A 13,446-nucleotide genomic window follows, 5' to 3' on the forward strand; every position below is an offset into this window, starting at 1 on the left:
ATTGCTTGCATCACGAAGGCAGGGCCGCCGCCATCCGCTCCAGCGCCTCGGCCAGGACCGGGCGGGCCGTCGCCAGGGTCAGCCGCATGCCGCCCGGTCCGCCGCAGAGTGCGCCGTCGGTCATGACGACCCCCGCCTCCCGCGCGAAGAACGCCGACGCCGGCTCGTCGAGCCCGAGCCCGGACGCGTCGAGCCACGCGAGGTAGGTGCCCTCCGGGACCACCGCGTCGACCCCGGGCAGGGACGCCTCGCGCAGCAGGGCGCGGTTGCCGTCGAGGTAGGACAGGACGTCGTCGAGCCACGGGCGGCCGTGGGTGTAGGCGGCCGTCGTGGCCAGCACCCCGGGCGTCGCGGTGCTGTGCTCGGCGAGGTAGCCGTGCTCGGCCCAGGTCGCCGCGTCGTCGCTGTTCGAGAGGATCACCTGGCCGCACTTGAGGCCCGGGAGGTTCCACGCCTTCGACGCCGAGGTCGCGGTGATCGCGTGTGCGGCGGTCACGTCCGACAGCGACGCGTACGGCACGTGGGCCCGTCCGTCGAAGGTCAGCGGGGCGTGGATCTCGTCCGCGAACACCCGCGCGCCGTGCCGCTCCACGACCTCCGCCACGCCCGCCAGCTCCTCGGCGGTGAACAAGCGCCCGGTCGGGTTGTGCGGGTTGGTCAGCACGAGCAACCGCGACCCCGACGAGGTGAACGCCGCGTCCAGCGCCTCGAGGTCGAGCGCGAACGGGTCGGTGGTCATCGGTACCGGCACCATCTCGCGCCCGAGCCGCCCCGGCACCGTCAGGAACGGCATGTACGCGGGCATCGGCAGCAGGACCGGGCTGCCGGGCGGGGTGAAGTGCTCGATGGTCGCCACGAGCGCGGTCATGACGTCGGGTACCGGCCGGATCCGCGCCGGGTCGACCGTCCAGCCGAAGCGGTCGGTCCAGAACGCCGAGCACGCCGCCGCCATGTCGGCGACCCACGCGTCGGCGAGGTAGCCGACGCGGGAGGCGTCGACGCTCGCGCGGACCGCGTCGGCGACCGGGCCCGCCGTCGGGAAATCCATCTCGGCGACGAACGCGCCGATCAACCCGCGGCCGTGACGGTCGGTGCCGCCGGCCACGCCCTGGCCCGACCACTTCCACGTGCCGCCCGCCCGCATCACGTCGGCGGTCAGGGCGTCGAACCGGTGCGCCATCGCTCCATGATCGCCCATGCCGGGGGACCTAGTGCGTGTCCTCCCCCAGCCGGTGCACGCGGATCAGGTTGGTCTTGCCGGCCTGCCCGGGCGGCGAGCCGGCGACGATGACGACGAGCTCGCCCGGCGCGAAGCGGCCGATCTGCAGGATGGAGGCGTCGACGCGGGCGATCATCGCGTCGGTGGTCTCCTCCCACGGCACGAGGAAGGTCTCGACGCCCCAGGACAGGGACAGCTGCGAGCGGATCGCCGGCACCGGGGTGAAGGCGAGCACGGGCAGGCGGGTGTGCAGCCGGGCGAGGCGGCGCACGGTGTCGCCGGAGCGCGTGAAGGCGACGAGCGCGCGGGCGTTGAGGCGCTCGCCGATGTCGCGGGCCGCGGTCGTCACCACGCCCCGCTGGGTGCGCGGCACGTGCTGGATCGCCGGGACCGACGCCGGCCCGGACTCGACCGCCTCGACGATGCGCGACATCGTCTGCACCGTCTCGATCGGGTAGTCGCCGACCGAGGTCTCGCCGGACAGCATCACCGCGTCCGCACCGTCGAGGACGGCGTTCGCGACGTCGCTCGCCTCGGCGCGGGTCGGGCGGAAGTTGTGGATCATCGACTCGAGCATCTGCGTCGCGACGATCACCGGCTTGGCGTTCTCGCGCGCGATCTGCACGGCGCGCTTCTGCACCAGCGGGACGTCCTCGAGCGCGAGCTCCACGCCGAGGTCGCCGCGCGCGACCATCACCGCGTCGAACGCGAGCACGATCGCCTCGAGCGCGTCGACCGCCTCGGGCTTCTCCAGCTTCGCGATCACGGGCAGGCGGCACTCGTACTCGTCCATGATCTTGTGCACGAGCTCGGCGTCGGCAGGTGAGCGCACGAACGACAGCGCGATCATGTCGACGCGCAGGCCGAGGGCGAAGCGCAGGTCGGCCTCGTCCTTCTCGCTCATGGCCGGGACCGATACCACGGTGCCCGGCAGCGAGATGCCCTTGTTGTCCGAGACCCGCCCGCCCTCGACGACCCGGCAGACCACGTCGCGACCCTCGACGGCGGTCACCTCGACCGAGACGTTGCCGTCGTCGATCAGCAGCGCCTCGCCGGGGCGCACGTCGTCCGCGAGGCCCTTGTAGGTGGTGGACACGCGGTCGTGCGTGCCGGCGACGTCCTCGGTGGTGATCCGGACGGTCTCGCCGGTGGCCCACGTCTGGGGCCCGTCGGTGAAGCGGCCGAGCCGGATCTTCGGGCCCTGCAGGTCGGCCAGGATGCCGACCGCGCGCCCCTCGGCGTCGGCGGCCTCGCGCACGCGGCGGTAGACCTCCGCGTGCTGCGCGTGCTCACCGTGGGAGAAGTTGAGCCGCGCGACGTCCATCCCGGCCCGGACGAGGGCGCGGATCCGCTCCGGGGACGACGTCGACGGGCCCAGCGTGCAGACGATCTTCGCGCGACGGCTCACGGGGGTCAGCCTACGCCGCTCTGCACCGATCCAGTAGGCCAGGACACCGAGCTTTCCCGACGACGGGTCGCCCGGCGGCCGTCGTCCGTCGCCGACGTGGACGGCGGGCGAACCCGCCCGGAACGTCGTCCGCACGGTCGTCCGGCCCCGCGACCAGCGCAGGTCTACCGTGACGCCCGTGACGGCGCAGCGCGGTTCCGAGCCCGGCGCCCCCGAAGTGGTGGGTGACCGGCTCACGGATCCGGCTGCCGGTCGGGCCACGACGGCCGCGCCGGACGTGGCGCCCGGGCCCGTGAAGCCGGCGCGGCAGCGCTGGACGATCCCGCACGGTCTCGACGTCGCCGCCGGGCTCGCCTGGCGGGTGGTGCTCATCGCGGCCGCCGTGGCCTGCCTGATCTACGTGGCGAGCACGCTGTCGGTCGTCCTCATCCCCGTGGTGCTCGCGCTCATCCTGGCCTCGCTGCTCGCACCCGAGGCGCACCTGATGAGCTCGCGGATCCGGTGGCTCCCGCACGCCGTGGCCACCGCGATCGTCATCATCGCGGGGCTCGCCGTCGTCGGGGGCGTGTTCACCGGCGTGGTCTACGCGTTCATCTCCGGGCTGCCCGAGCTGACCAGCGCCTTCACCGGCAGCCTCGCCGAGATCCAGAACTGGGTGCGCACCGGCCCGCTCGGGCTGAACAACCAGCAGTTCGCCCAGCTCGGTGACCAGATCCTGAGCAGCATCCAGCAGAGCCAGGCCACGATCGCGGCCAGTGCGCTCGGGGCCGTCGGCACCGTCGGCGAGCTGTTCACCGAGGGCCTGCTCGCCCTGTTCACCCTGATCTTCCTCATCCACGACGGCGGGTTGATCTGGCGTTTCCTGCTCCGCGGGGTCCCGCGGGCGGTGCGCAACCGCGCCGACGTCGCCGGCCGGCGCGCGTTCGCCTCCCTGGTCGGCTACACCCGGGCGATCATCGTCGTGGCGTTCATCGACGCGGTGACGGCGGGCATCGGGCTGTGGCTCATCGGCGTCCCGCTGGCCGTGCCGCTGGCCGCGCTGATCTTCTTCGGCGCGTTCGTGCCCACCCTCGGTGCCGTGGTCTCCGGGGCCGTCGCGGCGCTGGTCGCCCTCGTCAGCGGCGGCATCACCGACGCGCTGCTCGTCGTCCTGCTCCTGCTCGCGGTGCAGAACCTCGAGGGCTACATCCTGCAGCCGCTGTTCCTCGGCAAGTCGATCAAGCTGCACCCGCTGGCGGTCGTGCTGCCGATCGCGTGCGGGCTCGTCGTCGCCGGCATCCCGGGGGCGCTGCTCGCCGTGCCGCTGGTGACCGTGATCGACAACGGCGTCCGCTCGCTGACCCGGCGCTCCGACGCCGACGTCGACCCGGCGACGGTCAACCCGCTCGACCCGCGCAGCGCCCGCCCGGAGTTCGGCGCGGATCCGGCCGTGAACGTGGTCCCCGAGGAGGAGCCCGCCCTAGGCTCCCGGTCATGACCTTGGTCGTGGCCTCGCGGTTCACCTGGAGCGACTACCCCGGGCTGCGGCCCGGCCGGGTCTACGCCGGGAAGCCCGACCTGTTCCGTCGGCCCTCCGGCGACGTCCACCTCCTCGCGGACGCGGACGCCACCGCCACCGTGTGCGGCCTGCCGCGGGCCGACTTCCCCCACGAGTTCGCGACCGCCGACGCGATGGTGAAGGCGACCCCGTGCCCGGAGTGCGGCCTGGGGTCACCTACCCCGTGACGTCCCGCCCGATGAGCTGCCGGGCGATGATCCAGTTCTGCAGCTCGTTGGCGCCCTCGAAGATCTCGAGGATCTTCGCGTCGCGGTACATCTCCTCGAGGCGCACCGACTCCCCCGACTCCGAGACCTGCCGGGCGAACCCGACGACGCCGTGGATCTGGATGGCCTCGCGCACGATGTCGTTGGCCAGCCGGGTGCCGGCCTCCTTGGCCATCGCGGCCTCGGGCATCGCGGTCCGGTCGCCGCGGTCGAGCAGCGTCGCCGCCTTCTGGTAGAGCGTCCGGGCGCTCTCGATCTCGGTGGCGCGGCGGGCCATGGTGAACTGCCAGTGCTGCATCGCCCCGAGCGGGCCGCCGAACGCGTGCCGCGTGCGCAGCCGCTCCACCGCCAGGTCCAGCGCCGCCTGCGCCACCCCGACCCCGGCGGCGCCGATCCCGATCCGGCCGCGCACCAGCGACCCCAGCGCGACGCCGAGGCCGTTGCCCCACTCCCCGAGCAGGTTGGCCGCCGGCACGTGCACGTCGTCGAACACGATGTCCGCGGTGATCTGTCCGCGGTGGCCCATCTTCAGGTCCGGCTCGCCGATCCGGACCCCGGGCGAGCGCAGGTCGACCAGCAGCATCGCGGCCCGGTCGGTGTCCTCCGCGCGCACCAGCACCGACACCCAGCCCGCGACGACGCTGTTGGTGATCCACCGCTTGCGGCCGGTCACCGTGAAGCCGCCGTCGACCCGGGTCGCGACCGTCGACATGCGCTCCGCGGTCAGGTCCGAGCTGGTGTCGGGCTCCGTGGTCGCGAACGAGAACGACGTCTCGCCCGAGGTCAGCTGCGGGATCAGCTGCTCCCGCAGCTCGCTCGAGGCGTGCGCGAGGGTCTGCGGGACCAGCAGGCACTGCCCGTCGTAGACCCCCGCCATCGACGAGGAGTGGTAGGCGATCTCCTCGGTCACCGTGCACGTCGCGAGCATCGGGAACTCCAGCCCCGGCCCGAACGGCTCGGCGAACGGGACCGCGAACAGCCCCTCCCCCGCGAGGCCCCGGAACGCCTCCCACGGGAACGAGTCGCGGGACTCCTCCCGCGCCCCGATCTCGCGCGCCACCGGCGCCAGGTGCTTCTCCACGGCGACCCGCGCGCGGGCCCGCAGGTCGACGGTCTCGTCCGGCAGCCAGACGTCGTGAATCATGCGCTCCTGGGTGCGCGGCACGGCGGGAGAGGTCATGGACGCTGGATAGCAGAGCCCTCGGGGCCGGTCCCACGGATCGGACCGAAGGGGGCACCGGTCTCCCCCTCAGGTGCGGTCAGGTGGCCGACGGCCACACCGGTGCGCGCTTCTCCCGCAGCGCCGCCACGCCCTCGTGCACGTCCGGACCGAGGAAGCAGAGCATCTCGTAGGCCGCCGACTGGTCGAAGGTCGGACCCATCGCCCGCAGCCAGTTGTTCAACGACTTCTTCGTCAGCCGGATCGCCTGCTGCGAGCCCGTCGCCAGCACGTCCGCGACCCGCAGCGCCTCGTCGAGCACCTGCTCGCGCGGCAGCGCCTTCGCCACCATGCCCAGCTTCTCCGCCTCCGCGCCGGTGACCATCTCGCCGGTCAGCAGGTAGTAGCGTGCCTTGGCCATCCCGGCCAGCAGCGGCCAGATGATCGCCGCGTGGTCGCCGGCGGAGACGCCGAGCTTGACGTGGCCGTCCCCGAGCTTGGCGTCCTCGGCCGCGATCGCGACGTCCGCCAGCAGCGCCACCACCACGCCCGCGCCGACCGCGACGCCGTTGATCGCCGAGACGATCGGCTTCTCGCAGTCGATGATGTTGTAGACCAGCTCGGACATCTCCTTGAGCATGTGCGAGACCCGCGCGTGGTCGCCCGCCATCCGCTCCACCATCGCCAGGTCGCCGCCCGCGGAGAACGCCCTGCCGGCCCCGGTCACCACCGCGACCCGCACCTCCGGGTCCGCGTCCACCTCGCGCCACACCCGCGCGAGCTCGCCGTGGAGCACCTCGTCGGTGGCGTTGTACTTGTCCGGGTTGTTGATCGTGATGAGCAGGACGCCGTGGTCGCGGCGTTCGAACAGCAGCTGCTGGTAGCTATCGAAGGACATCCGTGCCTCCTCGCACGTCGGTGAACCGACCCGCCGCGACGTCGTCGACCGCCTGTGCGGTCGCCCGGTCGTGAATCTTCTTCCCCGTCGCGATCACCGGCAGCGCGTCGGCCGCCGCGACCCCCGCGGCGAGCCCGGCGAAGGAGTGCTCGACCGAGCGCCGGTGGGCGGTCGGGTCGTCGGTGTCGCTCATGACATCGTCATCCCGCCGCTGACGCTCACCGTCTGCCCGGTGACGAAGCCGGCCTCGTCGGAGGCCAGGAACGAGACCATCGGCGCGAGGTCGGTGGGCTGGGCGAGCCGGCGCATCGGGATGGCCTTGACCAGCGCGTCGCGCAGCCGGTCGTTGCCCTCGACGACGGAGGCGAACAGCGCGGTGTCGGTCGGGCCCGGACAGACGCAGTTGGCGCGCACCTGGTGGCGGGCCGTCTCGCGGGCGATCGTCTTGGTGAACGCGATGATCCCGCCCTTCGCCGCGGAGTACACCGCCTCCCCGGACGACCCGACCCGCCCGGCGTCCGAGCCCAGGTTGATGATCGAGCCGCGCCGCTGCGCGATCATGGTCGGCAGCGCCGCGTGGCAGGTGTTGAGGACACCGACGAGGTTGATCCCGATGATGCGGCCCCACTGGTCGGGGTCGGAGTCGACGAACGGCCCGACGACGTCGAAGCCCGCGTTGTTGACCAGCACGTCGATCCGGCCGTGCTGCTCGAGCACCTGCGCCACCAGCGCGTCCACCGACGCCCGGTCGCTGACGTCGGCCGCGACGCCGAGGCCTCCGACGACGGCCGCCGTGTCCTTCGCCGTGCCCTCGTCGACGTCGGTCGCCACCACCGTGGCGCCCTCGGCCGCCAACGTCTCCGCGATCGCCCGGCCGATGCCGCGCCCGGCGCCGGTCACGATCGCGACGTTCCCGTCGTGCCGTCCCATCGTGGGTCCTCCCTGGGGTGCGAGTGCTCGGCCGACGCGCTTCCGGGCGAGGGCGAGCTCGATGGTCTGGGCGGTGCCGTCGCCGATCTGCAGACCGAGGACGTCGCGCATGCGCTGGTCGAAGGGCAGCTCGGGTCGGGAGGTCCATCGTCGGCCTCCGTCGTGGCGCTGACGAACGTGCCGAAGTTCGACCTGAGAGTCAAGACTTGTCTCTCCGGTTAGGCTCACCGGCGTGAACCGGGTCCAGCGCAAGCGCGACGAGCGCGTGCGGCGCATCGTGGCGGTCGCGGCCGAGGTGTTCGGGGAGCGCGGCTACGAGGCGACGTCGCTCGAGGAGGTCGCCGAGCGCCTCGACGTCACGAAGGGCTCGCTCTACTACTACTTCGCCGGGAAGGACGAGCTGGCGACGGCGGCGATCGAGACGCTCGGGACCGACTGGACGGAGCGGCTCGAGGCGCTCGCGCGCACGCTCGCGGACGTGCCGCGCCCCGAACGGCTGCGGGCCCTGCTCCGCGAGCACATCGCGATCGCGGTGCACGAGTACCCGGCGGCCCTGCGGCTGTTCCTGGTCCCCGACTCCTGGCCGACCGCGCTCCGCGACCGCATCCGGGAGCTGCGGCGGCGCCACGACCTGGTGTTCCGCCGGGAGATCACCGCGGGTGTGGCGGCGGGCGACTTCGCGGTCGTCTCGGTCGACGCCACCCTGCAGGCCATGCACGCGACGATGAGCCAGGCCCCGCTGTGGTGCTCGCACCTCGCCGCGGAGGCGCAGGAGCGGGCGATCGACGACCTGGCCGCGGTGCTGTGCAAGCTTGCCGGTGAGCAGAAAGGGTCGCTATAGCGACCCTTTCTGCTCACGAGGCGAAGCCACCTCAGCTCGCCGAGGTCATCCGGTAGACGTCGTAGACGCCCTCGACGTTGCGGACCACCCGCAGGACGTGCCCGAGGTGCTTCGGGTCGCCCATCTCGAAGCTGAACCGGCTCACGGCGACCCGGTCGCGGCTCGTCGTCACCGACGCGGACAGGATGTTGACCTTCTCGTCGGCCAGCGCCTTCGTGATGTCGGAGAGCAGGCGGTGCCGGTCGAGGGCCTCCACCTGGATCGCCACGAGGAAGACCGCCGTCGACGACGAGGCCCAGCTGACGTCGACCAGCCGCTCCGGCTCCGAGCGGAGGTCGTCGGCGTTGGTGCAGTCCGTGCGGTGCACCGACACCCCGCCGCCGCGGGTGACGAAACCCAGGATGTCGTCGCCGGGCACGGGCGTGCAGCAGCGCGCGAGCTTGATCCACAGGTCGGAGGTGGACTCGTCGTCGGAGTCGACGCCGTTGACCACCACGCCGACGTCGCCGGTGCCGCGGCGCCGCTGGACCGTCGACGGCGTCGCGCGTTCGGCGAGCTCGTCCTCGTTCTGCTCGACGCCGCCGAGCAGGGCGACCAGGCGCTGCACGACGTGGCGGGCGGAGACGTGGTGCTCCCCCACCGCCGCGTACAGCGCGGTGACGTCGGCGTAGCGCAGCTCGCGGGCCAGCGCCCCCATCGAGTCCGCCGAGACGAGGCGCTGCAGCGGCAGGCCGGTGCGGCGCGCCTCGCGGGTGATCGAGTCCTTGCCCTCCTCGATCGCCTCCTCGCGCCGCTCCTTGGCGAACCACTGCTTGATCTTCTGCTTCGCGCGCGGCGAGGCGACGAAGCCGGTCCAGTCCTTCGACGGCCCGGCGCTCTCGGCCTTCGAGGTGAAGATCTCGACGACCTCGCCGTTCTCGAGCTGCCGCTCGAGCGCGACCAGGCGGCCGTTGACCCGCGACCCGATGCACTTGTTGCCGACCTCGGTGTGCACCGCGTACGCGAAGTCCACCGGCGTCGAGCCGGCGGGCAGCGTGATCACGTCGCCCTTCGGCGTGAACACGAAGATCTCGCGGGTGGCGAGGTCGTAGCGCAGCGACTCCAGGAACTCGCCCGGGTCGGCCGCCTCCCGCTGCCAGTCGAGGAGCTGGCGCATCCACGCCATCTCGTCGAGCTCGAGGCCGCCGGTGTTGTGCGACCCCTTCGTCTCCTTGTAGCGCCAGTGCGCCGCGATGCCGTACTCGGCGGTGCGGTGCATCTCGTGGGTGCGGATCTGCACCTCGAGGGGCTGCCCGTCCGGCCCGATCACCGTGGTGTGCAGCGACTGGTAGACCCCGAAGCGGGGCTGGGCGATGTAGTCCTTGAACCGGCCCGGCATCGGCTGCCACAGGGCGTGGACCATGCCCATCGCGGCGTAGCAGTCGCGCACGTCCTCGACGAGGATGCGCACGCCCACCAGGTCGTGGATGTCGTCGAAGTCCTTACCCTTGACGATCATCTTCTGGTAGATCGAGTAGTAGTGCTTCGGGCGGCCGAGCACCTCGGCCTTCACCCGCGCGGCCTCGAGCTGGCCGGACACCTCGTCGATCACCGTGCGCAGGTAGGTGTCGCGGCTCGGCGCGCGGTCGGCCACCAGGCGGACGATCTCGTCGTAGCGCTTGGGGTGCAGGATCGCGAACGCGAGGTCCTCGAGCTCCCACTTGACCGTCGACATCCCGAGCCGGTGGGCCAGCGGGGCGAGCACCTCGAGGGTCTCGCGCGCCTTCTTCGCCTGCTTCTCCGGCTTGAGGAAGCGCATCGTGCGCATGTTGTGCAGCCGGTCGGACAGCTTGATGACGAGCACCCGCGGGTCGCGCGCCATCGCGACGACCATCTTGCGGATCGTCTCCGCCTCGGCCGCCGCCCCGAGCTGGACCTTGTCGAGCTTCGTCACGCCGTCGACGAGGTGGGCGACCTCGGCGCCGAAGTCCGCCGCGAGGCGCTCGAGGGAGTAGTCGGTGTCCTCGACGGTGTCGTGCAGCAGCGCCGCCGTCAGCGTCGTCGTGTCCATGCCGAGCTCGGCGAGGATCGTCGCGACGGCGAGCGGGTGGGTGATGTACGGGTCGCCCGACTTGCGCATCTGGCCCTCGTGGAAGGCCTCCGCGGTGTCGTACGCCCGCTGCAGGATCGCGAGGTCGGCGCTCGGGTGCAGCTCGCGGTGGACCGTCGCGAGCGGCTCCAGGACCGGCTTCACCGGCCCGGTGCGCTGCGCGGTGATGCGGCGGGCGATGCGCGCGCGGACGCGGCGGGTCGCCGAGCGCGGGCGCCCGGTGGTGGTGCCGCCGACCGGCTCCAGACGGCGGGCCTCGCGCGGCTCCGTCGACCCGACCGTCGGCTCCGTCGCCGCGTCGGACGACTCGGGCGTGACCGTCTCGACCGGCCCCAGGTCCTGGCTCACGGTCACCTCCGCTGGTGCGACCCCCTGCTCACCCCGGAGAACGTCGTCGTCCACCGGGATCAGTCCAGCCTAGGTCAGGAGCGGGCACGCTGTCCGGCGGCGTCGCCGTCCGGTCACCTGGGGACGACGGCCCGTGCCCGGCCGGTCCGCCGGTCCGGTGAGCGGTCGCTCAGCGGCGGAGGGCGCGGGACGGGCGCAGCACGACGTCGTGCGTCCCGCCCGCGACCCGCCCGACGTACGGCGCGTGACCGTCGGCCGCGACGACCAGCTGCCACCACCCGTCGTCGGGGAGGTCGAGGGCGAAGCTCCCGTCGGGTGCGGTGGTGACGCGGCCCCGCTGCGCCCCGTGCGGGTCGACCACCGTGACGACGCCCGCGACGCCGGCCCCGGTCTCGTCGTGCACGCGTCCGCGCAGCCCGGTCCCGACGGCGGGTCGGGTCGGCCCGGTGCCGTCGGGCACCTCGCGGTCGTCCCCGCCGGCGTCCGGGTCGATCTCGTGGAGCGCGACGAGGGCGCCGTGGAGGGCGGAGAGCTCGGTGAGCACGTCGTCCGGGGCGTCGTCCCAGACGCGGTGCCGGTGCTCGCCCGGGCCGCGCCCCTCGGCGAGGGCGTCGACGAGCCCCTGCACGGCGCGGGTGGCGGCGCCGACGCGCTCGTGGCGCAGCGCGGGATCCGAGCGTCGGGTGCGCTCGAGCTGCCGGGCGGCCTCGACCAGGGCGCGGACCCGCACCGCGCAGCGCACCCACGTGGCGAGGCGGCGGGCGATCGTCGGGCGGCGGCGGGCGCCGCCGGGCGCGATCCGCAGCGAGAGCGGCACCCCGATGAGGGCGAGCTGGTGCACGGCGGCGTCCAGGGCCCGCGCGCGGGCGTGCAGGTCCCGGCCCGTCTCCCCGCGCACCACGGCGGCCACGTCGGTGGCCGCCGCGCGGAGCTCCTCGGCGAGCCGGGCGCGGGCGGCCCGCTCGGCGCGCACCGCGGTGATCGGCAGGAAGGAGACCGCGACGACGCCCCCGACGATCGCCCCGAGCGCGGTCTCGCCGACGCGCAGGGCGAGCAGGCCGCTGGAGTAGGTGCCGAGCAGTTCGTAGAGCTCGGCGACGATCAGGGTCACCGCGAACGCCAGGGACGTGTACGAGACGCGGAACAGGTAGAAGCCGACGAAGATCGCCACGAGGATCACGGTGAGCGAGACCGCGGTCGACGAGCCGAGCCACGGCACCACGACGAGGGCCACCACGACGCCCACCACCGTGCCGACGGTGCGCTGCACCGCCTTGCGGATGGTCTCCGCGGCGGTGGCGGTGCCGGTGAAGGCCAGGAAGCAGGCGAGGACGGCCCAGTACCAGCGCTGGCCGGACAACGCGTCGCCGAGGGCGATCGACAGGGCGCCCGCGAGGGCGATCTGCCAGGCCTGGCGGGTCGTGAGCAGCATCCCGCCGGCCCGGTCGGACGTGTCGTCCGGGGCGACCATCGGGCCCACGGTGGCGGCGCTGCCGGGCAGGAAGCCCGCGAACAGGTCCGCGGCGGGCTCGAACGGGGTCTCGTCCGACCGGTCGCCGGTGCGGGGACGTCCGGCGCGGTCGTCGTCGAGCACGGCGTCGAGGTCGGCCAGCGCCTCGGTGACGGCGCGGTCGGCCTCGGAGTCGCCGGCGGGATCGCCGTCCGGGTCGTCGAGGGCCCGCGCGAGGGCGGCCTCGACCCGGATGACCGCGGCGCGCACGTCGGCCGCCCGGGCTGCGTCGGCCAGGGCACCCGGGATGGCGAGCTGGCCGTCGACGAGCACGGCGGCCTCGTTGACGCGCAGCACGGCGCGGTCGCGGGCGGTCTCGTCGGCGCGGCGCCAGAGGGGGCGCAGGTCCGGGTCGCGGTGCTCGGCGAGGGCGACGCGGGTGCGCGCGGCGAAGGAGTCGACCATGCGGCGCAGCCGCCGCGCGGGCCACTGCGGGGCGATCACGAGCGCGAGCACCAGGAGCAGCACCGTCGTCGTCGCGACGGCCAGGAGCACGACCGGGAGCTGCGCGAACGACAGCTGCAGGAACAGGGCGATGAAGTAGCCCATCCACGCGACCATGCCGCAGGCGAAGGCCCGCGGTCCGAACCGCCGGACCCACACGACCACGAACATCACGACGACGAACAGCGCGAGCGAGAGCAGCCGGTGCTTGTCGACCAGCGTGCTCAGCGTGATCCCGGCGAGCATCGCCAGCGGCAGGCTCACCTGGGTGAGCGCGCGGCCGGCCGGCGTCGGGTCGGACGCCGTGAAGGTCGTGATCATCGTGAGGACCGCGCCGAGCACGATGACGATCACCGCCTGCGTCCCGGCGAGCCCGAGGGCCCGGGCCAGGAGCGCCGACACCGCGAGGGCGAGCGCCAGCGACGCGGCCGCGCGGGTGGCGAGCGCGAGCCGGACGTGACCCGGGTCGGAGGCGACGAGGCGGTCGCGCAGCCGGACGCGGGGGGTCGTGTCGGTCGTGGTGTGGGTCGACCCGCCGTCCGGGGTCGAGTCACGGATCGTGGGATCCGTGGGGGTGCGGGGCTCCTCCGGCCCGTCCCCGGTGTCCGCGCGGCGCCCGGTCGCCTGGATCGTCATCGCCCTCCCTCGAGTCGGCCGCCAAGAATGTTAGCTGGGCGAACCAATCTGTGGGGCCGGACGGGGAGTTCCCGGACCGGATGTGGTCAATCCCCTAGGACGTCCGGCAGTTCCTCGCGACGTGCCGCTCTCCCGTCCGAGGTGCACACCAGGCAGGCCGGACGGCCCCGGAACCTGCCCCACGTCACTCTCGCGGGCAG

At 73.3% G+C, this 13,446-nt stretch carries 11 protein-coding genes; 3 read left to right on the forward strand and 8 right to left on the reverse strand.

Annotated elements, in window-relative coordinates:
* Positions 1-10: 10 nt before the first annotated feature.
* Complete coding sequence (locus LN037_RS00805) at positions 11-1,180, reverse strand: MalY/PatB family protein (RefSeq protein ID WP_230748905.1); 1,170 nt, start codon at positions 1,178-1,180, stop codon at positions 11-13.
* Positions 1,181-1,208: 28 nt separating this feature from the next.
* Positions 1,209-2,627 carry a pyruvate kinase gene (gene pyk / locus LN037_RS00810; protein ID WP_230748907.1) on the reverse strand — a complete coding sequence of 473 codons (1,419 nt, stop codon included), beginning with the start codon at positions 2,625-2,627 and terminating at the stop codon, positions 1,209-1,211.
* A 178-nt stretch (positions 2,628-2,805) separates the two neighbouring features.
* Here pyk and LN037_RS00815 point away from each other — a divergent pair, with 178 nt between their 5' ends.
* Together LN037_RS00815 and LN037_RS00820 are read left to right on the forward strand one after the other, a co-directional pair.
* Positions 2,806-4,104 (forward strand): AI-2E family transporter, encoded by a 1,299-nt coding sequence (locus LN037_RS00815; RefSeq protein ID WP_230748908.1) that lies wholly within the window; start codon positions 2,806-2,808, stop codon positions 4,102-4,104.
* A complete protein-coding gene (locus LN037_RS00820) occupies positions 4,101-4,352 on the forward strand; it encodes a hypothetical protein (RefSeq protein WP_230748910.1) in 252 nt (83 codons plus the stop codon). The genes LN037_RS00815 and LN037_RS00820 overlap by 4 nt, the downstream gene beginning before the upstream one ends.
* Here LN037_RS00820 and LN037_RS00825 read toward each other — a convergent pair.
* The 4 genes from LN037_RS00825 to LN037_RS00840 all read right to left on the reverse strand — a co-directional run bounded on the left by LN037_RS00825 (position 4,342) and on the right by LN037_RS00840 (position 7,378).
* A complete protein-coding gene (locus LN037_RS00825) occupies positions 4,342-5,571 on the reverse strand; it encodes an acyl-CoA dehydrogenase family protein (protein ID WP_230748912.1) in 1,230 nt (409 codons plus the stop codon). The genes LN037_RS00820 and LN037_RS00825 overlap by 11 nt on opposite strands.
* Before the next feature lie 79 nt (positions 5,572-5,650).
* Positions 5,651-6,448 carry an enoyl-CoA hydratase/isomerase family protein gene (locus LN037_RS00830; RefSeq protein ID WP_230748914.1) on the reverse strand — a complete coding sequence of 266 codons (798 nt, stop codon included), beginning with the start codon at positions 6,446-6,448 and terminating at the stop codon, positions 5,651-5,653.
* A complete protein-coding gene (locus LN037_RS00835) occupies positions 6,435-6,641 on the reverse strand; it encodes a hypothetical protein (protein ID WP_230748916.1) in 207 nt (68 codons plus the stop codon). The genes LN037_RS00830 and LN037_RS00835 overlap by 14 nt, the downstream gene beginning before the upstream one ends.
* Entirely contained in the window at positions 6,638-7,378 is a 741-nt protein-coding gene (locus LN037_RS00840) for an SDR family NAD(P)-dependent oxidoreductase (RefSeq protein ID WP_230749489.1), read from the reverse strand. Before LN037_RS00840 ends, LN037_RS00835 begins: the two co-directional genes overlap by 4 nt.
* A gap of 232 nt (positions 7,379-7,610) precedes the next feature.
* On the opposite strand from LN037_RS00840, the gene LN037_RS33240 reads away from it, so the two are divergent.
* Positions 7,611-8,219 (forward strand): TetR/AcrR family transcriptional regulator, encoded by a 609-nt coding sequence (locus LN037_RS33240; RefSeq protein WP_230748918.1) that lies wholly within the window; start codon positions 7,611-7,613, stop codon positions 8,217-8,219.
* A gap of 31 nt (positions 8,220-8,250) precedes the next feature.
* On the opposite strand, the gene LN037_RS00850 is transcribed toward LN037_RS33240, so the two are convergent.
* Positions 8,251-10,554: a RelA/SpoT family protein gene (locus tag LN037_RS00850; RefSeq protein ID WP_230749491.1), complete on the reverse strand. Its 2,304-nt coding sequence runs from the start codon at positions 10,552-10,554 to the stop codon at positions 8,251-8,253.
* Between the two features lie 271 nt (positions 10,555-10,825).
* Complete coding sequence (locus LN037_RS00855) at positions 10,826-13,246, reverse strand: FUSC family protein (protein WP_230748919.1); 2,421 nt, start codon at positions 13,244-13,246, stop codon at positions 10,826-10,828.
* Positions 13,247-13,446 lie beyond the last annotated feature (200 nt).

Origin of the sequence: Actinomycetospora soli, from assembly GCF_021026295.1 — a bacterium.
In the GTDB taxonomy this organism is placed as follows: Bacteria; Actinomycetota; Actinomycetes; order Mycobacteriales; family Pseudonocardiaceae; genus Actinomycetospora; species Actinomycetospora soli.

Bases quoted from the DNA above. Each gene is read 5' to 3' on its own strand.
- LN037_RS00805 (WP_230748905.1), bottom strand. From the start codon at position 1,180: ATGGCGCACCGGTTCGACGCCCTGACCGCCGACGTGATGCGGGCGGGC.
- LN037_RS00820 (WP_230748910.1), top strand. From the start codon at position 4,101: ATGACCTTGGTCGTGGCCTCGCGGTTCACCTGGAGCGACTACCCCGGG.
- LN037_RS00825 (WP_230748912.1), bottom strand. From the start codon at position 5,571: ATGACCTCTCCCGCCGTGCCGCGCACCCAGGAGCGCATGATTCACGAC.
- LN037_RS00830 (WP_230748914.1), bottom strand. From the start codon at position 6,448: ATGTCCTTCGATAGCTACCAGCAGCTGCTGTTCGAACGCCGCGACCAC.
- LN037_RS00835 (WP_230748916.1), bottom strand. From the start codon at position 6,641: ATGAGCGACACCGACGACCCGACCGCCCACCGGCGCTCGGTCGAGCAC.
- LN037_RS00840 (WP_230749489.1), bottom strand. From the start codon at position 7,378: ATGGGACGGCACGACGGGAACGTCGCGATCGTGACCGGCGCCGGGCGC.
- LN037_RS00855 (WP_230748919.1), bottom strand. From the start codon at position 13,246: ATGACGATCCAGGCGACCGGGCGCCGCGCGGACACCGGGGACGGGCCG.